Origin of the sequence: Burkholderia cenocepacia (assembly GCF_014211915.1) — a bacterium.
Lineage (GTDB): Bacteria > Pseudomonadota > Gammaproteobacteria > Burkholderiales > Burkholderiaceae > Burkholderia > Burkholderia orbicola.
Map to the genome: position 1 here is coordinate 871,125 of NZ_CP060040.1, position 25,883 is coordinate 897,007.

Annotated in this window: 25 protein-coding genes and 4 pseudogenes; 22 read left to right on the top strand and 7 right to left on the bottom strand. The window is 61.7% G+C overall.

The genetic code is table 11. The annotated features are described in order from the left end of the window. Positions 1-42: 42 nt before the first annotated feature. The 5 genes from SY91_RS20415 (at position 43) to SY91_RS20430 (ending at position 3,450) form a co-directional block, all read left to right on the top strand. Positions 43-603, top strand: a complete 561-nt coding sequence (locus SY91_RS20415) for a membrane protein (protein ID WP_023476019.1) — start codon at positions 43-45, stop codon at positions 601-603. 6 nt (positions 604-609) lie between these two features. Further along, positions 610-1,128, top strand: a complete 519-nt coding sequence (locus SY91_RS35100) for an alpha/beta fold hydrolase (protein ID WP_260632478.1) — start codon at positions 610-612, stop codon at positions 1,126-1,128. Positions 1,129-1,425: 297 nt separating this feature from the next. Then, positions 1,426-1,557: a hypothetical protein gene (locus tag SY91_RS35105; protein WP_023476017.1), complete on the top strand. Its 132-nt coding sequence runs from the start codon at positions 1,426-1,428 to the stop codon at positions 1,555-1,557. Positions 1,558-1,640: 83 nt separating this feature from the next. Next, positions 1,641-2,660 (top strand): DNA-binding protein, encoded by a 1,020-nt coding sequence (locus SY91_RS20425; protein WP_006479023.1) that lies wholly within the window; start codon positions 1,641-1,643, stop codon positions 2,658-2,660. A 169-nt stretch (positions 2,661-2,829) separates the two neighbouring features. Next, positions 2,830-3,450, top strand: a complete 621-nt coding sequence (locus SY91_RS20430; protein ID WP_006479022.1) for a TetR/AcrR family transcriptional regulator — start codon at positions 2,830-2,832, stop codon at positions 3,448-3,450. A gap of 56 nt (positions 3,451-3,506) precedes the next feature. On the opposite strand, the gene SY91_RS20435 is transcribed toward SY91_RS20430, so the two are convergent. Beyond that, the gene (locus SY91_RS20435; RefSeq protein WP_162595461.1) at positions 3,507-3,644 is read right to left on the bottom strand and encodes a hypothetical protein; all 138 of its coding nucleotides are present in this window, start codon (positions 3,642-3,644) and stop codon (positions 3,507-3,509) included. 54 nt (positions 3,645-3,698) lie between these two features. On the opposite strand from SY91_RS20435, the gene SY91_RS20440 reads away from it, so the two are divergent. From SY91_RS20440 to SY91_RS20465, 6 genes are all read left to right on the top strand, one after another. Continuing rightward, positions 3,699-4,757: an NADP-dependent oxidoreductase gene (locus tag SY91_RS20440; protein ID WP_023476016.1), complete on the top strand. Its 1,059-nt coding sequence runs from the start codon at positions 3,699-3,701 to the stop codon at positions 4,755-4,757. A 93-nt stretch (positions 4,758-4,850) separates the two neighbouring features. Continuing rightward, positions 4,851-5,150: a putative quinol monooxygenase gene (locus SY91_RS20445; RefSeq protein ID WP_006479020.1), complete on the top strand. Its 300-nt coding sequence runs from the start codon at positions 4,851-4,853 to the stop codon at positions 5,148-5,150. Between the two features lie 143 nt (positions 5,151-5,293). After that, positions 5,294-5,749: a (2Fe-2S)-binding protein gene (locus SY91_RS20450; protein ID WP_006479019.1), complete on the top strand. Its 456-nt coding sequence runs from the start codon at positions 5,294-5,296 to the stop codon at positions 5,747-5,749. 1 nt (position 5,750) lies between these two features. Then, a complete protein-coding gene (locus SY91_RS20455) occupies positions 5,751-7,970 on the top strand; it encodes a xanthine dehydrogenase family protein molybdopterin-binding subunit (protein WP_011547692.1) in 2,220 nt (739 codons plus the stop codon). Positions 7,971-7,985: 15 nt separating this feature from the next. Continuing rightward, positions 7,986-9,290, top strand: a complete 1,305-nt coding sequence (locus tag SY91_RS20460; RefSeq protein WP_006479017.1) for a c-type cytochrome — start codon at positions 7,986-7,988, stop codon at positions 9,288-9,290. Between the two features lie 160 nt (positions 9,291-9,450). Further along, a complete protein-coding gene (locus tag SY91_RS20465) occupies positions 9,451-10,896 on the top strand; it encodes an NAD-dependent succinate-semialdehyde dehydrogenase (protein WP_043887440.1) in 1,446 nt (481 codons plus the stop codon). Positions 10,897-11,066: 170 nt separating this feature from the next. Here the strand turns inward: SY91_RS20465 and SY91_RS20470 are convergent, their stop codons facing one another. After that, a complete protein-coding gene (locus tag SY91_RS20470) occupies positions 11,067-12,077 on the bottom strand; it encodes a patatin-like phospholipase family protein (protein WP_023476013.1) in 1,011 nt (336 codons plus the stop codon). 138 nt (positions 12,078-12,215) lie between these two features. Next, positions 12,216-12,854, bottom strand: a complete 639-nt coding sequence (locus tag SY91_RS20475) for a hypothetical protein (protein WP_260632479.1) — start codon at positions 12,852-12,854, stop codon at positions 12,216-12,218. A 126-nt stretch (positions 12,855-12,980) separates the two neighbouring features. Here SY91_RS20475 and SY91_RS20480 point away from each other — a divergent pair, with 126 nt between their 5' ends. From SY91_RS20480 to SY91_RS20505, 6 genes are all read left to right on the top strand, one after another. Then, a complete protein-coding gene (locus SY91_RS20480; protein WP_185921324.1) occupies positions 12,981-13,283 on the top strand; it encodes a hypothetical protein in 303 nt (100 codons plus the stop codon). 38 nt (positions 13,284-13,321) lie between these two features. After that, positions 13,322-13,525: an ogr/Delta-like zinc finger family protein gene (locus tag SY91_RS20485; RefSeq protein WP_023476011.1), complete on the top strand. Its 204-nt coding sequence runs from the start codon at positions 13,322-13,324 to the stop codon at positions 13,523-13,525. A gap of 85 nt (positions 13,526-13,610) precedes the next feature. Beyond that, a complete protein-coding gene (locus SY91_RS20490) occupies positions 13,611-14,270 on the top strand; it encodes an AAA family ATPase (protein WP_043887438.1) in 660 nt (219 codons plus the stop codon). Between the two features lie 484 nt (positions 14,271-14,754). Beyond that, a complete protein-coding gene (locus SY91_RS20495) occupies positions 14,755-15,885 on the top strand; it encodes a hypothetical protein (protein WP_185921325.1) in 1,131 nt (376 codons plus the stop codon). A 441-nt stretch (positions 15,886-16,326) separates the two neighbouring features. Further along, positions 16,327-16,620 (top strand): type II toxin-antitoxin system RelE/ParE family toxin, encoded by a 294-nt coding sequence (locus SY91_RS20500; protein ID WP_185921326.1) that lies wholly within the window; start codon positions 16,327-16,329, stop codon positions 16,618-16,620. Between the two features lie 2 nt (positions 16,621-16,622). Next, positions 16,623-16,979 (top strand): addiction module antidote protein, encoded by a 357-nt coding sequence (locus SY91_RS20505; protein WP_023476008.1) that lies wholly within the window; start codon positions 16,623-16,625, stop codon positions 16,977-16,979. Between the two features lie 43 nt (positions 16,980-17,022). Here SY91_RS20505 and SY91_RS20510 read toward each other — a convergent pair whose 3' ends face one another. Then, entirely contained in the window at positions 17,023-18,075 is a 1,053-nt protein-coding gene (locus SY91_RS20510; protein ID WP_023476007.1) for a phage portal protein, read from the bottom strand. Further along, positions 18,072-18,431, bottom strand: a pseudogene (locus SY91_RS20515) (terminase); the annotation flags it as partial. The gene SY91_RS20510 and the pseudogene SY91_RS20515, both read right to left, overlap by 4 nt. On the opposite strand from SY91_RS20515, the pseudogene SY91_RS20520 reads away from it, so the two are divergent. From SY91_RS20520 to SY91_RS20530, 3 genes and pseudogenes are all read left to right on the top strand, one after another. Further along, positions 18,417-18,860 (top strand): annotated as a pseudogene (locus SY91_RS20520) (contractile injection system protein, VgrG/Pvc8 family); the annotation flags it as partial. The pseudogenes SY91_RS20515 and SY91_RS20520 sit on opposite strands and share 15 nt — an antisense overlap. A 275-nt stretch (positions 18,861-19,135) precedes the next feature. Next, positions 19,136-20,299 (top strand): hypothetical protein, encoded by a 1,164-nt coding sequence (locus tag SY91_RS20525; RefSeq protein WP_185921327.1) that lies wholly within the window; start codon positions 19,136-19,138, stop codon positions 20,297-20,299. 70 nt (positions 20,300-20,369) lie between these two features. Next, entirely contained in the window at positions 20,370-21,398 is a 1,029-nt protein-coding gene (locus SY91_RS20530) for a hypothetical protein (protein WP_185921328.1), read from the top strand. Positions 21,399-21,517: 119 nt separating this feature from the next. Here SY91_RS20530 and SY91_RS20535 read toward each other — a convergent pair whose 3' ends face one another. Next, the gene (locus SY91_RS20535) at positions 21,518-22,024 is read right to left on the bottom strand and encodes a hypothetical protein (protein WP_043887433.1); all 507 of its coding nucleotides are present in this window, start codon (positions 22,022-22,024) and stop codon (positions 21,518-21,520) included. Between the two features lie 265 nt (positions 22,025-22,289). Between SY91_RS20535 and SY91_RS20540 the strand changes: the two are divergent. Further along, a pseudogene (locus SY91_RS20540) lies at positions 22,290-22,866 on the top strand (ISNCY family transposase); the annotation flags it as partial. A 750-nt stretch (positions 22,867-23,616) separates the two neighbouring features. On the opposite strand, the gene SY91_RS20545 reads toward SY91_RS20540, so the two are convergent. Next, the gene (locus tag SY91_RS20545; RefSeq protein ID WP_185921329.1) at positions 23,617-23,874 is read right to left on the bottom strand and encodes a hypothetical protein; all 258 of its coding nucleotides are present in this window, start codon (positions 23,872-23,874) and stop codon (positions 23,617-23,619) included. A 41-nt stretch (positions 23,875-23,915) separates the two neighbouring features. Between SY91_RS20545 and dxs the strand changes: the two are divergent. After that, positions 23,916-25,833: pseudogene (dxs, locus tag SY91_RS20550) on the top strand (1-deoxy-D-xylulose-5-phosphate synthase). Positions 25,834-25,883: the final 50 nt, after the last annotated feature.

Consider the following 25,883-nt stretch of genomic DNA (forward strand, 5'->3'; position numbering starts at 1 on the left):
GGCGACCCCCACGACAGCCAACGCCTTTTCCCGTCCGGCACGATGCGTGAATCAAGCACGATCGTCGTCAGTCGCGTTGTTCATCCGGGGCGGGAAAGGCAATTCGATCACTGGGCGCGCGAGATCGACGCGGCGGCGCGGCGTTACCCGGGGCACCTCGGAAACGTTCGCCTGAGCGATTCGAGCGGCATCAACTACCTGATTTACCGCTTCGACTCGCCGGCGCACCTGCATGCGTGGGTGTCTTCCGGGGAACGGCGAAAGCTGATTGCGAAGGGCGACGAGATATCGGACGAACATCGCGACGCCGCGGTCGGCATGGATGCGTGGTTCGCGATCGCCGGCAAGCCCGCTACACCGAAGTGGAAAACGTTTCTCGTGACGTGGCTGGCCGTCTACCCGGTCCTGCTGTCGATCACGTACCTACTGAATGCGCTCCTGCCAGCGTTGGAGCGTCCTGTCCAACTCGCGCTCAGCTCAGCGCTGCTGACCTCATCGCTGACCTGGATCATCATGCCGCTCCTCACGAGGCAACTTCGGCCATGGCTGCTGCGGGGCGTGAAACAGGTCGAGAGCCTGAGCGACCGACACAGCAACGGATGACGACCCATGCAAAATGAACCATCGATGTCAGGGATGCCGGCGCCCGGCCTGCCGGCCGGTTTCGATCGACGCTTCAGCCGACGCTACGCGCAGGTCGATGACGTCCGCCTCCATTACGTGACCGGCGGCCCGGACGACGGCGAGCTGGTGGTCCTGCTGCACGGCTGGCCGCAAACCTGGTACACGTGGCGTCACGTGATGCCGGTGCTGGCGCAAGAGGGATATCGGGTCGTCGCGGTCGACTACCGCGGCGCGGGCGAATCCGACAAGCCGCTCGGCGGCTACGACAAAGCCGCGATGGCGGGCGACATCCGCGCACTCGTATCCGGCCTTCCTGACGCGTCAGTTGCTCGATTTCTTCACGGAGCCCGCGTCGGACCGTTGAAGGCCGCTGCCGTGACACGTCGCGCTTCTGGCCGCCAGCGCGCGCGCTGGTTTGGTCGGTCTCGCATGGTGCTCCGCGTCCAGTGCGACAGTGCGGCTTCGTCGGCGAATGTCGCGGCGCGCAGTACGGCGCGGCCATAACCGGCGTCGGACGCATCGTCCGGGATCACGTCGAATTCCGCGTGCTTCGTACGATACGCCGGCCGCATCGCACGTCACGTGATTCGCGATGCCCGTCATCCAGCCGTTATCCCACCGTTCGGCAATCCCGTCGCCAAAGCCGCCGCGGGCAACGCACCCTGCGTGATCTGGCCGGCCGCGTCGCATGCGACGGCGTGCGCATCACCCGCACCACCAGGTATTCGCCAGCGCCGGCCATCCGTTTTTCCATCGTTGCCCCGGCCAAGCAAAGCAAAGTGGCCCGCTTCGAATCGCGCAATGTTGACGTTTTTCGAGGCGGTTGCAGCGGCGTTGTTGCTCGGCACCAAGCTGGGCGAAGGCGAGGCGGCCAACAGCACAGGGCGAAGGGCCGATATCAGACCGGGAATCTTTTATCTCGACATTATATAAATAATGTCAAATCTCTTCATTCGATTGATTGAATATTTAACGGTTTACGTTATATTATTGACGAAATTCCCTAAGAGCCCGCCATGCCCGATCTCGCCGCCGACGAATCCCGCCTGACCGCCGAAATCGAGCGCCTCAAGGCCGACTTTCCGAAAACGCGCGAGCTGTACCGCGAAGCCTGCGCGCTGCTGTTCTTCCGCTTCGGCATCACGCCGACGGCGAACCGCCTGTACCAGCTCGTTCGCAAGGGCAGCATGAGCACGCCGACGGCTGTCCTCGGCGAGTTCTGGGCCGAACTGCGGGAAAAGAGCCGGGTGCGCATCGAGCATCCGGACCTGCCGGCCGATCTGCAGGCAGCGGCCGGCGAACTGGTCGCGGCGCTGTGGAACCGGTCGAGTACCGACGCGGCCGCAGCACTCGATGCGCTGCGCGCGGAAGTCGAGGCCGAGCGGGCGGCGGCGCAAACGGAAGTCGCGACGCTGCAGGCCGAACTGGCCCGCACCGAAACCGCGCTGGAGCAACGCACGGCCGCGCTGCTGGCCGCGCAGGTCCGCATTCAGGAACTCGAGCAGGCGAGGGCGGCGGACGACGCCTCTCACCAAGCGCTAAAAGCGGAGATCGAACGCCTGAAGGCCGACAACGCGGAGGCCGACCGCGCCCTCGCCGAGGCTCGCGCGGATTTCACCACCCAGCTCGACCGGTTGCGCGACGACGCGGGCCGCACCGAGGAGCGCCTGCGCGCATCGGAGAAGCGGGCGCTTCAGGAAATCGACCGCGAGCGGCTCGCGGCCGCGCGCTTGCAAAAGGAACTCGACGCGGCGACATCGCGCGCGGAACAGCGCGATGCGCAGCAGCGGAAGGACACGGCCGCGCTACAGGCCCGACTCGGCGACGCGCTGCATCGCTGCGGCGTGCTCCAGGGGCAGCTCGACGGCGCACTGGCGACCGGCGCGGCGCGCAGCCGCGAACTCGAGGCGTTGAGGCGCGAGATGGCGGCGCTCATGCGCCGGCCACCGTTGCGCGGCGTCAAGACCGTCCCGGCCGCCGAACGCAGCGAGCGGCGGGCGCGGACGCGAAAACGCGCCGACGAAGCGCCGCGCTGACAACGAAACCGAGTCGCCGATATGACGCGCGGCGCGCAGCCGGCACGAGCAGGCGAGAGCCGCGCCGACCTGGCGTTGGGCGCGCGACCGGGATCGGGTAAAGTGCCGCTCAACATGCCGGTTCGACGTTACTAGACGACCGGTCTAATCGTTGCTACCATACGCCATCATGAATGCATCTTCAGGCGCCGAAGTCCGCCAGCACATCCTGAACATCGCGAAGCCGATCATGCTCCACAAGGGGTTTTCGGCGGTCGGTCTGAACGAGATTCTCGCCGCGGCGGGCATCCCGAAGGGCTCGTTCTATCATTACTTCGGCTCGAAAGAGGCATTCGGCGAAGCGCTGCTCGAATCGTATTTCGAAGGCTATCTCGCGCATCTCGACAACCTGCTCAAGCAGCAGGCCGGCACGGGCGCCGAGCGCCTGATGACGTACTGGGGCAACTGGCTGCACACGCAATGCGCGGACGATCCGGAAGGCAAGTGCCTCGCGGTGAAGCTCGGCGCGGAAGTGTCGGATCTGTCGGAAGCGATGCGCGCGGTACTGCGGCGCGGCACCAGCCAGATCATCGAGCGGCTCGCCGGCGGCATCGAGGCGGGGCTCGCCGACGGTTCGCTGAGCGGCGTCGACGATCCGTCGTACACCGCCGCGATCCTGTACGAGCTGTGGCTGGGCGCGACGCTGCTGGAGAAGATTCACCGCGACCGCAAACCGCTCGAAAGGGCGATGGCCGAAACGCGGCGCATGCTGAACCTGCCGCCGGCCACGCATGACGGAGCACAGTCGTAATCCGGGCGCGCAGGGGCGCGCCTTGTTTTTACCCCAACTCTAGACGACTGGTCTACTCAATCATTCATGACGAACGCTTCACGCCGAACGCTCCACACCGCGTTACGCTGTCCCGATCGTTCCAACCGCCTGCTTGCGACCGCACCGGCCCGCCCGTCGATGCCGCCGCGGGCGCGCACTTCCTGCTGGTCCATCCCTGATCCGATCGTGCCCACGACGCACGTTCATTCCTGTTGACGGAGGCTCACATGCCGCAAAGCAAGACCGCAAACCGCCAGATCGTCCTGAATTCGCGCCCGGTCGGCGCACCGACGCCGGACAACTTCCGCGCCGAAACCGCTGACGTGCCGGTACCCGGCCCCGGCCAGGTGCTGCTGCGCACCGTCTGGTTGTCGCTCGACCCGTACATGCGCGGCCGGATGAGCGACGCGCCGTCCTATGCGCCGCCGGCCGAACTGGGCCAGCCGATGGTCGGCGGCACGGTCAGCCGCGTGGTGTCATCGAACCTGCCGGCGTTTCGCGAAGGCGATCTCGTCGTCGCCGGGGCCGGCTGGCAGGACTACGCGCTGTCCGACGGACGCGACCTGATCCCGCTCGGCCGCGACTTCGCGCACCCGTCGTACGCGCTCGGCGTGCTCGGCATGCCGGGCTTCACCGCGTACACGGGACTGCTGAAGATCGGCGAACCGAAGGCCGGTGAAACCGTGGTCGTCGCGGCCGCGAGCGGCGCGGTCGGCGCGGTGGTCGGCCAGATCGCCAAGCTGAAGGGTTGCCGCGTGGTCGGCGTCGCGGGCGGCGCCGACAAGTGCGCGTACGTGACCGGCACACTCGGCTTCGACGCATGCGTCGACCACCACGATCCGGCGTTTGCCGCGAAGCTGAAGGACGCGTGCCCGAACGGCATCGACGTCTATTTCGAGAACGTCGGCGGCGCGGTGTTCGACGCAGTATGGCCGCTGCTGAACGACCATGCGCGCGTGCCCGTCTGCGGGATCATTGCGCATTACAACGACGCGGCCTACGACGACAACGCGCTGTCGACCGGCCGTGACCGCGTGCCGGCGTTGATGGGCGCGATCCTGCGCAAGCGTATCCGCGTGCAGGGTTTCATCATTCTCGATCACTATGCAACCGGCTATGCGTCGTTCCTGAAGGACATGAGCGAGTGGGTCGCGCAGGGCAAGGTGAAGACGCTCGAGGACGTCGTTCCCGATCTCGCCGACGCGCCGCAAGCGCTGATCGGCTTGCTCGCGGGCAAGAATTTCGGCAAGGTCGTCGTGCGTGTCGGCCCGGACGAGCTGGCCTGATCCCGCCGCTCGACGACATACGACCGTTGCACGCTGGCGTCGCACGACGCCGGCTTGTGGCATGCTCGTTTTCCGTTTTCCAAGGAGTGAAAAATGGCGCTTCACGTGATTGCTTCGCTGTTCCTGAAACCCGAGCACGCGCAGGCCGCCGAGGCCGAGCTGCGCAGCATGGTCGCCAAGACGCGCACCGAACCGGGCAACCGGCGCTACGACCTGTTCCGCGAGCAGGACGGTTCGCCGAATCTGCATCTGTACGAGATCTACGACGACCAGGCGGCGTTCGACGCGCACCTCGCGAGCCCGTATTTCGGCGAGTTCCGCACGAAGTCGGCCGACTGGTTCACCGCGCCGCCGGTCATCAAGGTGCTGGCGGGCATCGACGTGGCCGAGTAACGACGCAGCACGCAACACCTCCGCCGCGGCCCGCCCGCACCCGGGCCGCGCGGCACCCGTTGCGCACGACGCAACGGCGAGGACCCATGACGCAGCGCGCGTCGTTCGCGCCGCTCCCCCAATACAACGGCCCCGGAGGCTGAATGATCACCCTCAACATCAACGGCGAAACCCGCTCGGTCGACGCCCCCGACGACATGCCCTTGCTCTGGGTGCTGCGCGACGTCGTCGGCCTGACCGGCACCAAGTTCGGCTGCGGGATCGCGCAATGCGGCGCGTGCACCGTGCATCTCGACGGCGTGGCCGCGCGTTCGTGCGTGCTGCCGGTCGCCGCCGTCGCGGGCCGCAAGATCACGACGATCGAAGCCGTCGGCGCGACGCCGGCCGGCCACAAGGTCCAGCAGGCGTGGCGCGAGCTCGACGTCGTCCAGTGCGGCTACTGCCAGTCGGGGCAGGTGATGGCCGCCACCGCGCTGATCGCGTCGAACCCGAACCCGAGCGACGCCGACATCGACGCGGCCATGGCCGGCAACATCTGCCGCTGCGGCACGTACCACCGGATTCGCGCGGCCGTCAAACAAGCCGCGAAGGAGGCCTGACATGTCGCGAGGACTGATCGAAGCAGGCCGGGCGACTGCGGGCGTATCGCGCCGGTCGTTTCTTAAACTCGGCATGTCGCTCGGCGCCGCAGCCGGCGGCGGCTTGCTGCTCGGCTTCAGCCTGCCGGCGGCGGGCGACGATGCGCGCCGCTCGGTGATCGGCGGCGATGCGGCCGAACCCGCGCAGCCCGGCGTGTTCGCGCCGAACGCATTCGTGCAGATCGACCGCGCCGGCAAGGTCACGCTCGTGATGCCGAAGGTCGAGATGGGGCAGGGCGTCTATACGGCGCTGCCGATGCTGATCGCGGAAGAACTCGAAGTGCCGCTGTCGAGCGTGACGCTCGATCATGCGCCGCCGAACGAGAAGCTGTTCCTCGATCCGTTGCTCGGCGGCCAGCTCACCGGCGGCTCGACGTCGGTACGCTACGCGTGGGACCCGCTGCGCCAGGCGGGCGCCACCGCGCGCACGCTGCTGGTCTCGGCGGCCGCGAAGCAATGGAACGTCGATCCGGCGAGCTGCCGCGCGGCGAACGGCGAAGTGCAGCATCCGCCGAGCGGCCGGCGCGCATCGTATGGCCAGCTGGCCGACGCTGCGGCGAAGCTGCCGGTGCCGAAGGACGTCGTGCTGAAGAAGCCGGCGGATTTCAAGCTGATCGGCACGCCCGCGAAGCGCCTCGATTCGCCGGAGAAGGTCGACGGCACCGCGCAGTTCGGGCTCGACGTGCGCCTGCCCGGCATGCTGTACGCGGTGATCGTGAACAGTCCGGTGTTCGGCGGCACGGTCGCGAGCGTCGACGACACGGCCGCGAGGAAGATCCCCGGCGTGCGCCAGGTCGTGCGCGTCGACAACGCGGTCGCGGTGGTCGGCGATCACACGTGGGCCGCGAAGCGCGGCGCGTCGGCGCTCGTCGTGAAGTGGAACGAAGGCGCGGGCGCGAAGGTGTCGACCAAGGACCTGTTCGCGGATCTCGCGCAGGCGGCGGCGAACGGCAAGGGCGCGGTCGCCCGCAAGGAAGGCGACGTCGGCAAGGCGTTCGCGAACGCGAAGACGCGCGTCGACGCCGTCTACGAACAGCCGCTGCTCGCCCACGCGACGATGGAGCCGGTGAACTGCACGGTGCACGTGCGTGGCGACGGCTGCGAGATCTGGGTCGGCACGCAGGTGCCGACCCGCGCCCGCGACACGGCACAGCAGTTGACCGGGCTGTCGCCGGACAAGATCGTCGTGCACAACCACCTGCTCGGCGGCGGATTCGGCCGACGGCTCGAGACAGACATGATCGGCCAGGCCGTGAAGGTCGGCAAACAGGTCAACGCACCGGTGAAGGTGATCTGGACGCGCGAGGAAGACGTCCAGCACGACATGTACCGACCGTGCTACCACGACGCGATCTCGGCCGGCCTCGACGCGAACGGCAAGCCGGTCGCGTGGCAGCACCGGATCGTCGGCTCGTCGATCCTCGCGCGCTTCGCGCCGCCCGCGGTCAAGGACGGCGTCGATCCCGACGCGGTCGAGGTCGCGGCCGAACTGCCGTACGACCTGCCGAACCAGCTGGTCGACTACGTGCGCCAGGAGCCGCGCCACGTGCCCACCGCGTTCTGGCGCGGCGTCGGGCCGACGCGCAGCACGTTCGTCGTCGAAAGCTTCATCGACGAACTGGCCGCGCAGACCAAGACCGACCCGGTGCAGTACCGCCGCGCGCTGCTCGACAAGACGCCGCGCGCCCGCAACGTGCTCGACGTCGCGACGAAGGCGGCCGGCTGGGGCACATCGCTGCCGAAGGGGCAAGGGCGCGGCGTGTCGGTGATGCACGCGTTCGGCAGCTTCTTCTCGATCGTCATCGACGTCGCGGTGGACGGCGGCGAGGTGCAGGTCAAGCGCGCCGTGTGCGCGGTCGATTGCGGGATGTATGTGAATCCGAACACGATCGAGGCGCAGGTGCAGGGCGGCATCATCTTCGGGATCACGGGCGCGCTGTACGGCGAGATCACGATCGAGGACGGCCGCGTCGTGCAGACCAACTTCAACGACTACCGGATGATGCGAATCAACGAGGTGCCGCCGATCGAAGTCCATCTGGTGAAGAGCGGCGAGGCGCCGGGCGGGATCGGCGAGCCGGGCACGGCCGCGACCGCGGCGGCACTGTCGAACGCGATCTTCGCGGCCACCGGCACGCGGCTGCGCAAGCTGCCGGTCGGCAACCAGCTGAAAACGGCCTGAGGGGAGGAGACGACCATGCGATATCTCACCCTGAACCTGAACACGCTCCGCGCGTCGCTGTTCGCGCTATCCGCTCTGGTGATCGGCACGGCTGCGCATGCCGCGCAGACGGCGCCCGCCGACAGCGCGCTCGTCGCCCGCGGCGCGTATCTGGCGAAAGCCGGCGACTGCGTCGCGTGCCATACCGCGCCGCGCGGCACGCCGTTCGCGGGCGGCCTGAAGATGGTCACGCCGATGGGCGCGATCTACACGACCAACATCACGCCCGACCCGGAGACGGGCATCGGCGGCTATACCGAAGCAGATTTCGCCAGCGCGTTGCGCAAGGGCGTCGCGAAGGACGGTCACAACCTGTATCCGGCGATGCCGTATCCGTCGTACGCGAAGCTGAAGGACGACGACGTGAAGGCGCTGTATGCGTACTTCATGCACGGCGTCGAACCGGTGAAGCAGGCGAACCGGCCGTCCGACATCCCGTGGCCGCTCAACATGCGCTGGCCGCTCGCGTTGTGGAACATGGTGTTCCTCGACACGACGCCGTACGCGGACAAGCCGGCCAAGGACGCGATGTGGAACCGCGGCGCGTATCTCGTGCAGGGGCTCGGGCACTGCGGGTCGTGCCACACGCCGCGCGGTGTCGGCTTCCAGGAGAAGGCACTCGACGAAAGCGGCGCGGCGTTCCTGTCCGGCGCCGCGATCGACAACTGGTTCGCGTCGAACCTGACCGGCGAGCACAACACCGGGCTCGGCCGCTGGAACGAGGCGGACGTCGCGCAGTTCCTGAAGACCGGCGCGAATCAGCACGCGACCGCGTTCGGCTCGATGGTGAGCGTGATCAACCACAGCACGCAGGAACTGACCGACGACGATCTGGCTTCCATCTCGCGCTACCTGAAGTCGCTGCCGGCGACAGGCGGCACGGGCGCACCGCCGTACCGCTATGATCCGAAGGCGACGCAGGTCGCACTGGGCCGGCCGGCAGCCGATCCGGGCGCGAAGGTGTATAACGCTTACTGCCTGCATTGCCACGGGGTGGACGGCCGCGGTTATGCGCCGCTGCTCGCGCCGCTCGCCGGCAATCCGAACGTGCTCGAGGCCGATGCGTCGTCGCTGATCAACGTGACGCTTAACGGCAGCGACACGCTCGTGATCGGTGGCGTGCCGTCCGCGTATCCGATGCCGGCGTTCTCGAACCAGTTGAACGACCAGCAGGTCGCCGACGTGCTGACGTTCATGCGCGCCGGCTGGAACAACGGCGCGCCGGCCGTGCAGGCGGCGGACGTCGCGAAACTCCGCAAGGCGACGGCGGCCGCGCACTGAGCGCGGTGCGCTGCAAAACGACGGCGGGCCGGCGTGCCTGCCGTCGACGCCGCCGGGCGCGTGCCTGCCCCCGGCGGCGTGGCTTTTTCTGTTTCTGTCAACCGGCGCGCGACCGTTCGCGGCAGCGCGCGTTTTATCGACGCAATGTAGGGGTGTCTGGATGGCTAACGTGACTTATACGGATACGCAACTGCTGATCGACGGCGAGTGGGTCGACGCCGCGAGCGGCAAGACGATCGACGTCGTGAACCCGGCGACCGGCAAGCCGATCGGCAAGGTGGCCCACGCGGGCATCGCAGATCTCGACCGTGCGCTCGCCGCCGCGCAACGCGGCTTCGAGGCATGGCGCAAGGTGCCCGCGCACGAACGCGCGGCGACGATGCGCAAGGCGGCCGCGCTGGTGCGCGAACGCGCCGACGCGATCGCGCAGCTGATGACGCAGGAGCAGGGCAAGCCGCTCACCGAAGCGCGCGTCGAAGTGCTGTCGGCGGCCGACATCATCGAATGGTTCGCGGACGAAGGCCGCCGCGTGTACGGCCGGATCGTGCCGCCGCGCAACCTCAATGCGCAACAGACGGTCGTGAAGGAGCCGGTCGGCCCGGTAGCGGCGTTCACGCCGTGGAACTTCCCGGTCAACCAGGTCGTGCGCAAGCTGAGCGCCGCGCTCGCGACCGGCTGTTCGTTCCTCGTGAAGGCGCCGGAAGAAACGCCCGCCTCGCCGGCCGCGTTGCTGCGCGCGTTCGTCGACGCAGGCGTGCCGGCCGGCGTGATCGGCCTCGTGTTCGGCGATCCGGCTGAAATCTCGTCGTACCTGATTCCGCACCCGGTGATCCGCAAGGTCACGTTCACGGGTTCGACGCCGGTCGGCAAGCAATTGGCCGCACTCGCGGGCCAGCACATGAAGCGCGCGACGATGGAGTTGGGCGGCCACGCGCCGGTGATCGTCGCCGAGGATGCGGACGTCGCGCTCGCGGTGAAGGCCGCCGGCGGGGCGAAATTCCGCAACGCGGGGCAGGTCTGCATTTCGCCGACGCGCTTTCTCGTGCACAACAGCATCCGCGACGAATTCACCCGCGCGCTGGTCAAGCATGCCGAAGGGCTGAAGGTCGGCAACGGCCTCGAGGAAGGCACGACGCTCGGCGCGCTCGCGAACCCGCGGCGCCTGACCGCGATGGCGTCGGTCGTCGACAACGCGCGCAAGGTCGGCGCGAGCATCGAGACCGGCGGCGAGCGGATCGGCGCGGAAGGCAACTTCTTCGCGCCGACCGTGATCGCGAACGTGCCGCTCGAAGCGGACGTGTTCAACAACGAGCCGTTCGGCCCGGTCGCGGCGATTCGCGGCTTCGACAAGCTCGAGGATGCGATCGCCGAGGCGAACCGTCTGCCGTTCGGTCTGGCCGGCTACGCGTTCACGCGTTCGTTCGCGAACGTGCATCTGCTGACGCAGCGCCTCGAAGTCGGGATGCTGTGGATCAACCAGCCGGCCACGCCGTGGCCGGAAATGCCGTTCGGCGGCGTGAAGGATTCGGGCTACGGGTCGGAAGGCGGGCCGGAAGCGCTGGAGCCGTATCTCGTCACGAAGTCGGTGACGGTGATGGCCGTCTGAGAGTGGTCTGATGGCCGGTTGGCCGCGTGCGTGCCGCCATTTGCGCGGTACACACGCGGCTGGCCTTGCCGAGCGCCGGGCGTTCTGCCCGGCCTCGTTGTTTCCGATTCGTTCGCCATCGGCACCTGCAGCGCCTGCTGCTCACGAAAGCCCGGCTATCGACGTTGCGATCAGCGCCAGAATTGCTCCACCCACTGGCAAACACGTTGCCACTCGGCGGTCCTCATGTACGCCTGGGTTTCCTTCTCCAGTTCCGGCACCTTGCGCCAGTCGTCCAGTGCGATGGATTGACCGAGCACGAAATTTCCGCGCTGGTAATTGGCGTTCAGTATCTGCCCGGCCTGTTGTGCGGCGATCGCCGCCGTCGTATCCATCGTCAGCCCGAGCAGGGCTGCCGCCGGTACGCGCCCGCTTTCGAGCGGCCACAGCCATTTCGAAACGCCCCAGGTCAACGGGTTGCCGACGGCGTCCGGGGGAATGCCCACGGGGCTGGTTCCGGTGCCGAGCGACAACAGACGCACATCGTCCAGGCTGCCTGCGCGACGGCTCGCCAGCGCCTCGGCAATGGCGGACACGGAAGGATTGTTCGCAAACACGCCGCCATCGGCGAAATAGCCAAGCCCGGCGATTTCGTACGGCGGGAAATACGTCGGCGCAGCCGACGTGGCAAGTGCGGCATCGAACAGGCTGACGTTACGGTAGGCGTTGCCGTTTCCGTTGGAGAAGGTGCACGGAGCCCAGCTCTTGGTGGGCGGATCCCACAGGCGCGCCGAGTTGATTGCGACGAAGCGGGACAGATCGGCCAGCTTGCCGTTGCCGACCAGCGACTTGGCGATCTCCTGTAGCCCGGTGTTGACATACTGGCACTGGAACACGCCCGGGCCAGCCAGGACCGTGCCTTGTTCGAGTGCTTGCGGGTGCTGTTCGAGCGCTTGCTTTTGCGCCAGCCACGCCCCGTTTTCCCGAAAGATCACCGGGCCCTTCGTCCTGTAGATATCGACGATCTCGGAAATGGATACGCCGCAGGCGAGCCCCAGGGCGATCAGGCCGCCCGTGGATGTGCCGGCAAAGCCGTCGGCACTCGCGATGATCCGGCTGCGCCGGTCGAGGTCCTGGATGAGCAGGGCGGTGATCAATCCCCGGATACCGCCGCCATCGCAACTGAGAATCTTGAAGGTCATTGCGTTTCCCTTTTTGATCGTGGGATGAATGCGAATGGCGCAACCCGGCGGGCATCCCGCCCGTGTCGCCGGGGGATGCTCCGCTTCCTGCGCCGTATCGCCGCCGGAAATTCAAGCCAGCGGGCGAAGCGTCGTGCGTTATTGCCCGTCGAATCTCACATCGAGCACGGTGTAGGCATCCCACGCATACAAATACGCGTTGTCCTTGGAATAGAGCGACAGTTTCTGGTGGTTGAAATCGGAAATCAAAATAGAGCCCTGACGCGTCCATCCGCGCGCGCCTATCCAGTTATAGAAACCCACGTAGGCGTTATTGCTGACGGACATATATCGACTGGTGCCGAGGATCCGATAATACGTCACGCCGTTATAAGGGTACTGTTCCAGCGTCAACGCTTTCGCGGCGGAATCGACGAGAACGGCCCATTCGCCGCTGTTTTGGCCAAGCCAGCCTAACTGCACACCGTCGTGATAGAGCGCCATTTTGAATGTATCGACCTCGGTGGCAGAAACAGGGGCCGTGTTGGCGAATTCTGCAAAGGTCCCGTGTGGCTGATTTTCAATCGGATTGAGACTCATTTTTTTCACCTTGAAGAGGTTGGATGCTTCCCCGTGCCTTCGAGAACAGCACCATGCGTTTCGGACGCATGGCGCGCCGGCATCGTCAAAGGCCGCGATTCCGGCGAATTCGGTGGTGCTCCAATCCGGCTGGACGATGGCAGATCGACCATGATGGCGCCGGATAACGCCAGCGGTCACGTCCGAGCGGCGGGACATGCCGGAGCATTGGCATTATCGAATGCCAGGCATTCAATTTCCTTCTATTGGGGTGATTGTCTCGAGTGTCGCCGCTGTATTTTCGATTGACTCGGCACCAGTGATTTATAGGAAATGAAATGACGGATGACAAGGCTGGCGGAAGACGGGAATTTAATCGAAATTAAAACAATCCGGATTGAATTGCATATATTTGAAACATTCGAACCTGTCCGGCCTCATGGATGGTTTCGCATGCGTCGGATGGCAGGAATGGCGGCAGATGCGTTGACGCACCTGCGCTTTACCCGGAGACATCGCCGCAGCGAAAGCGGTGGCAGCTATCACGATCCTCACGCGACGATCATGGATGCAGGGGCTGTCGATCGGCGTGGCCGCGATCGGCATCGTGGTGGCGGGGTTGGCGTTGTTTGGGGTTTGATGGGCTGAGAGGTCGTCAGGGTCCAGTCGTATCTGGAGGTCGGCGCATGAGATTCACGATTGCATGCCCGCATTGCGGCGCGCGCGGCATCGCGCGCGTGCTCGAACAGAAAACCGAGCTGGAGTGGGAAATCGACTACCAGTGCGACGACGTCGTGTGCGGTCACACGTACCGCGCACGACTTGGCCTAGACCTGGCCGCGCCTATTGAGCGGCGGCCGCGGCTCGGCGAACAGATTCCGCTTGTATAGCGGTGCCATAGAGGGATATCGACGTGCCATCCAACAGATAGTGCATCGATATCGATTCGATATCGTTTTGATATAGGGGTGATAGATGATTGTAGCGGTCGGAAATCCGAAGGGCGGGGTAGGGAAATCGACGGTTGCCGTGCAGCTCGCGCTCGGCGTCATGCTTGCCGGCCAGCGTGCCTGGCTGGTCGACGGTGATCCGCAAGGCTCAAGCGCCGGCGCCGCGCTCGTGCGCAGCGATGCCGGTCTCCTTGGCCTGGCGTCGCTGTACTGCGATGACGGGCAGGAGCTGCACCGCGCGATCCTGGCGAACTCGCAGAAATACGATCACGTCGTTATCGATATCGGCGCGCGCGATTCGAGCGCATTTCGTGCCGCGCTCGCGGTCGCCGACGTGGTGCTGATCCCGGTCATGCCGCGCTCGTTCGATGTCTGGGCGCTGGATGACATGGCGAAACTACTCGGCGAGGCGCGCAAGGTGAACCGGGTCCGCGCGCTCGCCTTCCTGAACGCGGCGGACACTCAGGGCGCCGACAACCGCGAAGCGGAAGCGGCTATTGCCAGCTACGACGCATTCGACCTGCTGCCGTGCCGTCTGTATCGGCGAAAGGCGTACGCCAACGCCAGCGCGGTCGGTTTGCACGTCGAGGAAATGGGGCGCCGCGATACAACCGCGTGCGCGGAAATTGAGCGACTGCAAGACGCGGTGTTCGGGGTGCTGGATAAGTCGGCTGCCGGTGCATAAGCGCGGGCCGGTATCGGCCCAACATCAAACAAGAAGCGAAACCACATCGAATCGATATCAGAACGATAGGGGTTCATATGTCCATTACGCGAAAGCCGGCGATACGCATCAGCGCAGAGGCTGAGGCCTTCATTTCTGCCGCACCGGACGCGCCCTCTGTGGCGTCACATCGCCCGACTGCCGAACAGTCATCCGTTCGTAGGCCAACAAAGAAGAAGATAAGCCTTGATATTGACCGGCACTTGCTGCAACGCATTGACGATTGCGCTCACAAACTCGGAATTTCGAGGAATGCAGTGCTTGCGCTTGCAGCAGCCGGTTATGTAACGGAGTCTCACACTCGCTGAGCGCTGAGAGGGTCTGGAGCGTCGACTCGGCGCTATCATGTTGATATCGACTAGAGGTAGCCACGGTGGCGCACGCGCCGGCTCGCAGTGCGTGCGTCGCAAAGGCGATTTCCTATCGAATTTGCCACGGGGACATGATGACGCACGATTTGGATCTAGACAAAATGATTGCCGGGGTAAAGAAAACCGGCTACCCGCTTGAGTATGAAATTTCGGCAATATTAAAATCCCGAGGTTGGACGATCATTTCTGGAATGTACTACATTGATTCTGATCGCGATCAGCCGCGGGAGATCGATATTGTTGCCTACAAGATCAGCAATACTCCGGTAAAGGTCGTAACAGCACTAATAATTAGCTGCAAAAAGAGCGCAAATGCGGCATGGGGCTTCCTTGCAAGATCGGCGGACCACTCGAATCCGAACATCGTCTACGATCCATTTCATTTTTGGACTGACAACAAACCGATGCAGTACTATATCGAAAAAGAAAACTGGAGAAATATTTACCCTCGATTTGCCGCAAGCCGCCGGGTGAATGGAATTTTAGATAAACCGGAATTTGAGGTTTTTGCACTTCAACCTATGGAAATGGGCGCGCAGCGCGAAGACGGGGCGAAGGGAAAAGATCAAGGAAAACCCTCAGACTCCCCTGCGATGTTCGAGTCGGTCATGTCGCTTATGAAGGCGCAGCAGCACTATTTGAATAGAGGGAGCAAGGGTAGAAAAGTGCCGAGGTTTTATCAATACAATCTCATTTCCCTTGCTGATACCAAATTTATTAGATTTGATTTTTCAGATTCTGGAATTGGCGCCGAATTTGCTGAGCGGATTCCCTATATCGGCCGATACATATTTAAGGACGATGATGTTTTCTCTAAAATTTGGTTCGTGACAAAGAATGACTTTCCATCCTTGCTGTCCGAATACGATAGGCTGCACGAGGCAAATGTGAAACTCGTCAAGGGGAAAACTGAAGAATTTTACAAAAACATAATGAAGGACAGCGAGCGAATTGACGTACTGCTGCCCGAGTTCCAGAAGAAATTGGTTGCAGCTATTGGGACGCGAATCAAAACAGAGAGACCGATCGCCCCAGATGATTTTTATTTATTCTTCGTGGCGGACGATGTTTTGGAGATTTGCTACGTTTCTTTCGAGGATATTTCTAAAAAGTTAAACTCGAATAAACATATTCTCGCTCGAACGGCTGAAATTCTAAAAAGCTTGTTTAAATACGAAGGCCCGTTCAAGTTCACTGACCTGTAGCCGCTCGCCGCGACTGCATGGAAGCGCACAGAAATATCGCATCGTGAAACGGCCGCAGGCCCGCGCTAGTTGCCGCCCGCGGTCCGCCGCCCAGGTGCATAGAAAGTGCCCTGATAAATGAAGCGGGCAGGCGGGGAGGGGACTGCGCAGTGGCGCCGGTGCCGCCGGCGTGCCAGTACCCCCGCCCGCCCCTGAGGGTGCCCGCTCAGCGCGCTGTCACCCCTACAGCGGCTTCGCTGGCGGCATCCGACGGCTCGGCTGCCAGTCAACGGACAACCCGGTATAGGCCGTCTATACGCCCCCTACACATAACGCGAAAAACCGTGCGGAAATGATGCGCGGGCGGCCACTGGTCCGACTGCCGCCCGCCGCGTCCGGCGCCGAACCGGCGAACCGCACAAAGCAGTAGCCATAGTGTCCCCCATGGGTTACAATTGCGCTATGTTCAAAGTCTTGACCCCCCAATTTGATAGCTGGCTCGACGGGCTTCGCGATCCAGTCGGCAGCGCGGCAATCAGCCTGCGCATCGAGCGGGCGAAGCTCGGCAACCTCGGCCAGTGGCGCGCAGTCGGTGACGGCGTCAATGAAATGAAGATCGACGTAGGGCCGGGATACCGGGCCTACTTCGTGCGGCGCGGAAAAATCATCGTCGTGGTGTTGTGCGGCGGGGACAAGTCGACGCAGAAGAAGGACATCAAGACGGCGAAGCAAATCGCCGGCGAACTGGAGGATTGAGTATGAAAATCAGCGAACTGGCCGAATTCGACGGCTCGAAGTACCTGAAGGACGAGGAAACGATTCGTCACTACCTGGCGCAAGCGTTCGAAGATGGCGATCCGCGCCTGATCCAGGCCGCGCTCGGGAACGTCGCAAAGGCGCGCGGCATGACCGCGCTTGCGCGCGAGTCCGGCGTAAAGCGCGAAGCGCTCTATCGGGCGCTGTCAGAAGGTGGGAACGCGGAGTTTGCAACGATCATGAAGGTTGTCGGTGCGTTGGGATTGCACCTGACCGTTGCGCCGGCACAGCCGGCGGCCGAAGCGGCGCCGGTGCCGGCACCGACACCAACACGCGCACGCGCTGCAGCGCACGCGTAGCGCGCCGGGGCCGGCCGCGTATGTCGCGCCGGCCCGCCGTCGCCTATGCCGCGGGCGACGCCGGCGGAATGGCGTACGGATCGAAGCTCACGACTTCTTCGCCGAGCCAGTCGTTCAATTCCAGGAACCGCGACTGCAGCGGCACAATCTCATTTCGCCCGAACACGCGCGCAGCGGTGTCGGGCGTGCCAAACCCGCCCGAATTGCTCGGCACGATGCCGAGCAGCTGCGGCGGCACGCGATGCGCGGCGAGCAAGTCGTCGCGCGTCACGTTCTTGATATTGAAAAATTCATCCTTCGCGGCAACCTCGGAAACGGGGATAAGCTGGATGCCGTCCTTCTTGCCGCCCGGTGCATACATGAACACGTTTCGGAAATTGCCCGGTCCCTTGCTGTTCTTCAACGCGGAGCGCATGTTGTCCACGTCGCTCTGAGTTTGCGCGGCGTCCGTCATGTACAGGATGGAGCCCGCATGGCTTCCGTTCTCGTAATACTTCCGGCGGAACAGCGTCGACGATTCGTTGAGCCAGGCCGAATGGAGCGAGCTGAGATATTCCGGCAGGCCGTACACCTCTTGGTTGATATCCGACTGCATCACATGAAACACGCTGTCCGGCTCGAATTCATGTTCGATCCGCCAGCCGTTCGCGTATACGTAGCCGCTGAAGTCGGCCTTCCGGCGGGTGTACTTCGCGAGTGAGTTCTCAAGGCGTAGTGTGTTACCGAGCCGATTCCGTCGCCGTTCGAGATAGCCGTTACCGAACACCATGAATTCGAGCGCCAGGCGCCCGAATTGCGCGCGCGAAAGCAACCGGTGCGGCCGGAACGTCGACGCCAATACGTTCGCTTTGAAGTACAGCGCGGAGCTGTGGTGTGTGCTCGCGCGAAATGACTTCGCAATCCCGTGAAAGCTCACCGGCGGCTCGAACCACTGACCATTCGACCAACATTCAACGTAGTCGAGAATTTCGGCACGATCCATGACCGGAATCGGATCGTCGAAGGTGAACACTTCGGCACGCGCCGGCGCTGGCGCGACCGGCGCGAGATGCGAGGATGCTGCGGCCGTGTGGCGGCCGCGCGTGCGCTCGCTCACGAATAAATCTCCATGAAGGATTGAGAATTCAGGCCGCCGCCGTCGAGCGGTTCGCGGTCGATCGCATGCAGGCACGCCCACGCCAGGTCGGCGTGGCCGGTTTCCTCGGAGCGGTCGGCCGTGTACGTCGCGCGGTGGCCGCCGGCCGTGATGGTCTGTTTGATCGCCATGAAGGCGGCCGCCAGGTCTGTCCATCCGGCGTCGAACTGAAATCGGCCGTTGCGAATCACCGACTGGCCCTTGAGAACCAGGCGGGTTTTCACCTCGGGCGAGTAATTGATAGCGACCGCGCCGGGGTAGAACTTTCGGACGAGCTGATAGACGCCCTGGCCCATGCCGGTCGTGTCGATGGTGACACGCACCGCTATCATGTGTCCGAGCGCGAAAATTTCTCGGCCGTGCGCGCGCACTACCATTCGAACGGAAAGGCGAAACGGAAATCAGTCATCGGCGGCGGCGAAAACAATCACAACGTGAAGGTGCTGCCGGAGGACTACGCGACCGAGGCCGAAGCACGCGCTGCAGCGCAAGCAGAATTCACGCGCACGCAACGCAGCCAGGCGACGCTTGACTACTCGCTCGCGCGTGGCCAGGCCGACTTGTTTCCAGAAACCCCTATTACGGTGAGCGGATTCAAACCGGAAATCGACGAAACGGCGTGGCTGGTGAAGAAGGCAACGCACCGAATCGGAAACGATGGTTTCGTGACCGACGTGGAGCTGGAAATGCGCGACGATCCGACGACGGATCGGCATCGGTCGCACTTTCGGACGAACAAGAAATGACCAACTTGGCACGGAGCGGATTTCCACATGATTGTATTTCGGCTATACGTGCTTGTAGCTCTGCGACACGCTTGCAAGCCAGCGGATGACGTGGGCGCTCGTAGCGCCCCTCTGCTGGGTCCGGATGCAGTGTCCGCCGATCGCGAAACAAGGGGGTGAGCTTACGGGCGAGTCGGAAATTTTAGCTATAGCGTGCGGTAGAATCTTCACACCAGTCCCATCTAGCCGCTGCACAGTGACTCCGGTGGGGCAATGACCTAAGAATAGGGAAAACAATGCGCATCGCATCGAAACTTCACGACGGTCGGATCAACGCAACGAATTACTTGATCGAAATATCGATTGGCGACTATATCGATTTGGCTCGAACAGTCCTTGACAACAACGAGTTTCAGAGAAAGCGTGTCTCCAGCTCAAAAACAATATACTCGCTATTAAAGACAGACGCGGTTCAAGGTTGCGTCATACCGCCGATCGTACTAGCACTCTCTTCGCCGGACCCCAAGGAACTAACAAACGAAAACCTTAAATCAGCCCTGGAGGGGCATGTCGATCATCTAATGATCTTGGACGGACTCCAGCGAAGCCACTCATTCATCGACATTGAAGATGAGTTTAAGCGACGTGGCGATGATGTGGGGCTAAAATCTTATCGAGAATTACCGATTCGATGCGAAATATATCTCGGCATCAATCGACTGGGCATTTTATACAGAATGCTGACGCTTAACACCGGGCAAACCCCAATGTCCCTGCGCCAGCAAATTGAAATGCTTTATCTTGATTACTCTAAAGAAGAAATCGCAGGAGTCGTTCTCACGCGGGAAGTTGATGCAACCAAGGCCAAAGGTCTCAATGCCTATAACTTCAAAGAGGTTATAGAGGGATTTAATTGCTACCTGGAGCGAAATGAATTGCCTCTGGAGCGCGCAGATCTCCTCGAGAACATCAAAAGTCTTGAGAAGCTCTCGCAAGAAAATTCCGGAAAAGATCTTTTCCGAGAATTTGTCGCATCATTTCATCAGTTCGTAATACGAGTCAATGAATTAATGGATGACGAATCGCTAGATGAGGCGCGATTTGGGGAGGGCACAGTATGGGGAAAAACCGCGACCCAAGTATTTAAGAAGCAACAAGCTTTGGCCGGATTTGGGGCGGCAATTGGGAAGTTAAAAGACAATGATGTTATCGAAGGTTTTCAGGACGTGATATCAGTGCTTTCCCAAGTTTCGATCGGCAGCGAAACTCAAATGTTCTTAGCTGAATTCAATAAATCAATGCGCTGGATTGCCGATAACGCAAAAAAAATCGGTAACGCGCAGCGCATGTATTTTCAATATTATTTTAGGGAGCTATTTAATCCATCGGGCGATGGGTATTTAAGTCTTTACGAATCAATCCCGCTTGCCCTCCAGAAATACAAGAGTCAAGTATTTTGAAGGGGGTGATGTGTTAAGAGTTCGGACCGCAAACGGGGAGACCGCGCACCTCTCGTCTTATCGAGCCAGCTTGGATGGTCGAGAGTTGCGTGCCGATGTGAATTCGGAAGATTACGAAGGGGAAATTGTCGTCACACGCCCTTACGCAGACCGCGTAGCCCGTGACTATCAACTGTTCTTCTTTGTGTCGACGGTTCCTGGCGAGGGACAGATTTACGATATCTTTGATATTGCAGCCGATGAGCGCGTTGGGCTTCTAACGCCCATTCGTGCGCTCGACTCTCGCGAGCACGCCCGTAGCGATGATGAGTATTTTCAAGCTGTGGCGGCCTCTATCTTTTGGCAACTTGTAGAGGACGCAGCGGGATATTCTCAACTGACAGAATCAATTGACGCATACGACTACAAAATATCCGATTTTTACGAGGACGGCGTTTCCATCTTAGTTGTAAATCCTCGCGCACAACCCAACTTTAATATAGACTCCTATTTGCCCGGTCTATTTTCATACGGATACTCCGTTTACAGTCCAGGGCGTTCTGCGTCATGCAGCTTCGCTTTCAAGGATTTACCCAAAGGTAAAAATCTAAAAATTCATCCGGTATGGAAGGAGTATGTGGGCGAACCATACTTCAAAAACTTGTACACCGAAATGCTCCCATATGAGGCAAATCCGATAGCGACGTTTCTGCTTCAATATCAAGTTTTTGAAGTGCTCATGCAAGCTGTATTTTCTGAGAGACTTCAACAATTAAAAGAAGCGATTAATAATTTTAGCGGAACAGCCTCCGATCTCAGAGAGCTTGTTACACCCATCCAAGAATTAAGCGCTGAACGAGATAGAATTAGAGCCTCGATATCGGTATCATCAATCTCGGCAGACTTGCTCGCGGACATTTGTTCTGCGTGCAAGACACTCCTCGCCGGCGCAAATAAAGCGTACAAAAGTGAGCAGTGCGGAGATCTTCTTTATGACGTAAGAAATTTGATTTTCCACAATTTCAGAGCGATACCTACCGCAGATCGAAAAATCATTACTGAAATTAATGCTGGTCTTGTGCGGGTTCTGCCGCGCCTCCTGTCCCGACCTAGTTCGTGAGCGCAAGAGTGCCCATCAATAGGATGCAAAGAATACGTTGTTTGGCCAACGTAACAGGGTGAGGTTTTTTGTGGCTGAGCCATCAGGGTTCGTGAAGTGCCTGGCACCGACGAACCCGATTACCTTTCGACGTAAGCGGGCGGCCCGATGCCGGCCCACATTGGGCCGGAACGCCACATGCGTGGCAGTTCGAGCGCGAGCGTGCGCCAACGCGCCAGGACGGCGCTGAACGTGCCTTCCTGCTTCGCGCGCCGAATCTTATCGACGACGCTCCAGCCGCGAATGTAATACGCCAGGCTGCGCTGACTCGAAAGGTAATGCGACGCATGGACGCCAACCCAGGCGAGCATTTCGTCAGGCGTTACATCCGGCGCGGCCGGATCTGGTTCGATGTTGGCTACTACAGGAGCTTCGACGTTTCTCGGCACAACGGTATGCTCGCCGGGTGCCTCACATGCCAATAAACGCAGCAATTCAATGCGATGCCACGGTATTGGTGAGCGGCCGGCGAGGTAGTTGCGGACTGTGCGTGAGCAACAGCGCAACGTGCGCGCGATATCGCTGACGGTCAGCCCGTCGATGAGGTCGAGAAGCTCCTGCAGCGTGCCATGACGGAGGTCGGACACTAGAAAACCTGCTGGACTGCAAAGAGCGACGGTAAACTAACGTAAACCTTACATTTATGCTCAGACAAATGTCGTGCGTAGCCGATGAAATCAATCGGGAAAGCTAGCGATCAGACTTTACATAACGTGAATTATCGACATTTTTGATGTAAGAGCAAAGTTGTAATGTCGCATCTGAGCAAAGTTGAAATGTCGTAGTTCGAGGGTTTCGGCGCATGCTGGCGGCGGTTTGAACTGCCGGAGCACATCACCTGGACTGATCACCATGAGCATGCGGGAGCTGGATCGTCTGAAGGTCGTGGAAGCCGTGATCGAGCAGCGTCTGATGCCTTGGCGAGCCGCGGAGCGGCTCGGGATCAGTCGACGGCAGATTGAACGGCTGGTCGCCCGGTATCGCGTGGCTGGCCCGGGCGGGCTGGTTTCGCAGCGTCGTGGCCACGCGAGCAACCATCAGCTGCCTGAGGATCTCGCTCATCGCGCCTTGAGCCTGATTCGTAAGCGCTACGCAGATTTCGGGCCAACACTGGCTTGCGAGAAGCTGTGGGAATGCCACGGGCTGCAGTTGTCGAAGGAAACGGTCAGAAGGCTGATGACGGACGCCGGGTTCTGGATACCGCGCCGGCAACGCCCCCAAGGTCTACCAGCCGCGAGCACGCCGGGCCTGCCTCGGTGAACTGATCCAGATCGACGGCAGCGATCATCGGTGGTTCGAGGAACGGGCGCCGGCCTGCACGCTGCTGGTATACGTCGACGATGCGACGAGCCGGTTGATGATGCTGCACTTCACGCAGACCGAATCGACCTTCAGCTACTTCGAGGCGACGCGAGCGTATATCTGGAAGGCCACATCAAAAGCAGGAACTGAGCGGCGGTCTGCGAAGGCCCGCTGATGAACGTAAGCGCCCTGCTGCTTCAGGCTCGGCGCTTCAACGTTAAAGGATGGAAAGATCGATGAAACATGCGACATCTGTATTTAGCTGGCGCTACGACATCTGAATCCGGGTATGACATTTGATGTAGTAGCTTTTTAGATGGAATGGTCGCCTCCCGCCTTAATGGGCCGTCCGGCGCCGCAATCTCGCGTCCAGAGCATGCGACATTGCTGGTTCGGCAGCCCAGCCGCCAAGGAGATCAACAACCACACCTTGATTATCGAGGCGTAGCTGTCTGCCCTACCGGCTTCCGAACCGGGTGATCATTTCGCGAAATTCATCTGCCTCTGGAATTATATAAAATTCCAAAAAAATGGCGCCTATATAATAAATCCCACATGCCTCCCCCTATCCATTATTACCAAATCAGATGGGGTTTGATTCTTGACATTCACGAATCACCCTCCTAGATTTAACCAAACATAAATTCGATAAAGAGCCAACTCAGATCGTTCCGGCTTGTAAACCGTTGTCTAACGGAAACGCTTCCTGATTTACAACCTGCATAGCAACCACCACCTGTCTGCCTTGCTTCGTAACGGGGCAGCATCATCGGCAGGCGGTCTGCATATGGGTAATGACATGGCTCTTTTCGAATCACGCCTTCCATTTCAACGATTGCAGGAATGCAAGTGTCGTTTTCATCTTGATCGCTGAAATTCAATATCCGATTTTCAAGGAAATCTGTCGCATTGCATTGCACCCTACCGAATCGAATTCCATTTTCGATGGCGGCTTTTCATTTTTTAAATGGCGAATCCATTCAGGCGAAAGCAAATGGAAGAAATGCTGATTCTGGCGAACGAAGACGGCGCCCAGGTTTGGGCCGATACCAAAAGCCATGTGCACCAGCCCGGCCGCTGCTTCGCGAAATTCACGCGCGGGTTCGGTTCGATGGCGCCGTGCTCCTGTCGGCATCGCTATAACCCATCCGCGCCCGATCGCCCCGGGATACGGACATGAACGCCTTGAGTGCAATCTACACGCCGGCCGACCTCAGGAAGCTCGCGCGCACACAATTGCCTGATCTCGCGACCCAACTGCGCGATTTCGTGCTGCACAGCGTCGCCGCCACCGGCGGGCATCTCGCGTCCAATCTCGGTTCCGTCGAACTGGCCATCGCGCTGCACTACGTATTCGATACGCCGCGCGATCGCATCGTCTGGGACGTCGGGCACCAGTCCTATCCGCACAAGATCCTGACCGGTCGGCGCGAGGCGATGAAGACACTGCGGCAAGGCGGCGGCATTTCCGGTTTTCCGCGCCGCAGCGAATCGCCGTACGACGCGTTCGGCACCGCGCACTCCAGCACGTCGATCTCCGCCGTGCTCGGCATGGCGCATGCCGCCCGGATCAACGGCGAAGCGCGGCATTGCGTGGCGGTGATCGGCGACGGCGCGTTGAGCGCCGGCATCGCTTTCGAGGCGATGAACAACCTGGCGGGATGCAAGGACCTGCGCCTTCTCGTCGTGCTGAACGACAACGACATGTCGATTTCGCCGACGGTAGGCGCGCTGCGAGACTGCTTCGCGAAGCTGACGGCGAACCGTTTTCTCAATCGACGGAAGGCGGATGCGAAGTCGGTGCTGCAAGCCATGCCGGCGCCTCTCGCGGGCGCCGCGCACCGGCTCGAGGCACAAGTGAAGGGGGTGCTGCTGCCCGCCACGCTGTTCGAGGAATTCGGCTTCAATTACGTCGGCCCGATCGACGGCCACGATCTCGACGCGCTTATTCCCGCACTCGAAACGATGCGCACGCTCAAGGGGCCCCAACTGCTCCACGTCATCACCCGCAAGGGCGCGGCTATGCGCTTGCGGAGAAGGATCCCGTCCTGTATCACGGCCCCGGCAAATTCGATCCCGACGTGGGTATCGTGCCGCCCTCGCCCCCGGAAAGCCGACTTACACGCAGGTGTTCGGCAACTGGCTGTGCGACGAGGCCGAACGCGATCGCCGTGTCGTGGCGATCACCCCGGCGATGCGTGAAGGGTCGGGGCTGGTCGACTTCGAACGACGCTTCCCGGACCGCTATTTCGACGTCGGCATCGCCGAACAGCACGCGATCACGTTCGCCGGCGGGCTGGCGGCCGACGGACTGAAACCCGTGGTAGCGATCTACTCGACGTTCCTGCAGCGCGGATACGACCAGTTGATCCACGACATCGCGATCCAACGGCTGCCGGTCACGTTTGCGATCGACCGGGCAGGCATCGTCGGCGCGGACGGCGCGACCCACATGGGTGCGTTCGACATTGCGTTCCTGCGATGCATCCCGGATCTCGTTCTCATGGCGCCGGCGGACGAAAACGAGTGCCGCCAGATGCTGCATACCGCGCTCGATCACGATGGCCCCGCGGCCGTGCGCTATCCGCGCGGCTGCGGCCCCGGCGTGCCGCCCGTTCGAGAGATGCAGCCCATCCCGATCGGCAAGGGCGCGGTGATACGTACCTCGTCGCAGCCACCAGGCGCCCGCATCGCGATCCTGGCTTTCGGCTCCATGGTGGGGGCTGGACTGAAAGCCGGCAAGCAACTGGATGCCACGGTGGCGAACATGCGCTTCATCAGGCCGCTGGATATCGATCTGGTGCGTACCCTCGCCGACCAGCACGACGTACTCGTCACGGTAGAGGAAGGTTGCATCGCCGGTGGTGCGGGTTCCGCCTGTCTGGAAGTGCTGGCCGCGCATCGTGTGCCGATTCCCGTATTACAACTCGGCCTGCCGGACCAGTTCATCGAGCATGGCGACCCGGCCATGCTGCTGGCCGCCTGCGGCCTCGATGTCGATGGGCTGGTGCGATCCATCGATCGCTTTTTCAATGACGTCGCCGCCTCTTGTCGTTCGCCCCGAACAATGACGCGCATGAGCCTGGTGTCCTAACCCTGCCGCAACCCTTGGCCCGCAACCTTTCCTTCCCACCGGGAGAAAAA

Excerpts from the sequence above, each read along its gene's own strand:
- SY91_RS20415 (WP_023476019.1), top strand. The coding sequence starts at position 43 with ATGCGTGAATCAAGCACGATCGTCGTCAGTCGCGTTGTTCATCCGGGG.
- SY91_RS35100 (WP_260632478.1), top strand. The coding sequence starts at position 610 with ATGCAAAATGAACCATCGATGTCAGGGATGCCGGCGCCCGGCCTGCCG.
- SY91_RS35105 (WP_023476017.1), top strand. The coding sequence starts at position 1,426 with ATGTTGACGTTTTTCGAGGCGGTTGCAGCGGCGTTGTTGCTCGGCACC.
- SY91_RS20425 (WP_006479023.1), top strand. The coding sequence starts at position 1,641 with ATGCCCGATCTCGCCGCCGACGAATCCCGCCTGACCGCCGAAATCGAG.
- SY91_RS20430 (WP_006479022.1), top strand. The coding sequence starts at position 2,830 with ATGAATGCATCTTCAGGCGCCGAAGTCCGCCAGCACATCCTGAACATC.
- SY91_RS20435 (WP_162595461.1), bottom strand. The coding sequence starts at position 3,644 with ATGGACCAGCAGGAAGTGCGCGCCCGCGGCGGCATCGACGGGCGGGCC.
- SY91_RS20440 (WP_023476016.1), top strand. The coding sequence starts at position 3,699 with ATGCCGCAAAGCAAGACCGCAAACCGCCAGATCGTCCTGAATTCGCGC.
- SY91_RS20445 (WP_006479020.1), top strand. The coding sequence starts at position 4,851 with ATGGCGCTTCACGTGATTGCTTCGCTGTTCCTGAAACCCGAGCACGCG.
- SY91_RS20450 (WP_006479019.1), top strand. The coding sequence starts at position 5,294 with ATGATCACCCTCAACATCAACGGCGAAACCCGCTCGGTCGACGCCCCC.
- SY91_RS20455 (WP_011547692.1), top strand. The coding sequence starts at position 5,751 with ATGTCGCGAGGACTGATCGAAGCAGGCCGGGCGACTGCGGGCGTATCG.
- SY91_RS20460 (WP_006479017.1), top strand. The coding sequence starts at position 7,986 with ATGCGATATCTCACCCTGAACCTGAACACGCTCCGCGCGTCGCTGTTC.
- SY91_RS20465 (WP_043887440.1), top strand. The coding sequence starts at position 9,451 with ATGGCTAACGTGACTTATACGGATACGCAACTGCTGATCGACGGCGAG.
- SY91_RS20470 (WP_023476013.1), bottom strand. The coding sequence starts at position 12,077 with ATGACCTTCAAGATTCTCAGTTGCGATGGCGGCGGTATCCGGGGATTG.
- SY91_RS20475 (WP_260632479.1), bottom strand. The coding sequence starts at position 12,854 with ATGTCCCGCCGCTCGGACGTGACCGCTGGCGTTATCCGGCGCCATCAT.
- SY91_RS20480 (WP_185921324.1), top strand. The coding sequence starts at position 12,981 with ATGACAAGGCTGGCGGAAGACGGGAATTTAATCGAAATTAAAACAATC.
- SY91_RS20485 (WP_023476011.1), top strand. The coding sequence starts at position 13,322 with ATGAGATTCACGATTGCATGCCCGCATTGCGGCGCGCGCGGCATCGCG.
- SY91_RS20490 (WP_043887438.1), top strand. The coding sequence starts at position 13,611 with ATGATTGTAGCGGTCGGAAATCCGAAGGGCGGGGTAGGGAAATCGACG.
- SY91_RS20495 (WP_185921325.1), top strand. The coding sequence starts at position 14,755 with ATGACGCACGATTTGGATCTAGACAAAATGATTGCCGGGGTAAAGAAA.
- SY91_RS20500 (WP_185921326.1), top strand. The coding sequence starts at position 16,327 with ATGTTCAAAGTCTTGACCCCCCAATTTGATAGCTGGCTCGACGGGCTT.
- SY91_RS20505 (WP_023476008.1), top strand. The coding sequence starts at position 16,623 with ATGAAAATCAGCGAACTGGCCGAATTCGACGGCTCGAAGTACCTGAAG.
- SY91_RS20525 (WP_185921327.1), top strand. The coding sequence starts at position 19,136 with ATGCGCATCGCATCGAAACTTCACGACGGTCGGATCAACGCAACGAAT.
- SY91_RS20545 (WP_185921329.1), bottom strand. The coding sequence starts at position 23,874 with ATGCCGACAGGAGCACGGCGCCATCGAACCGAACCCGCGCGTGAATTT.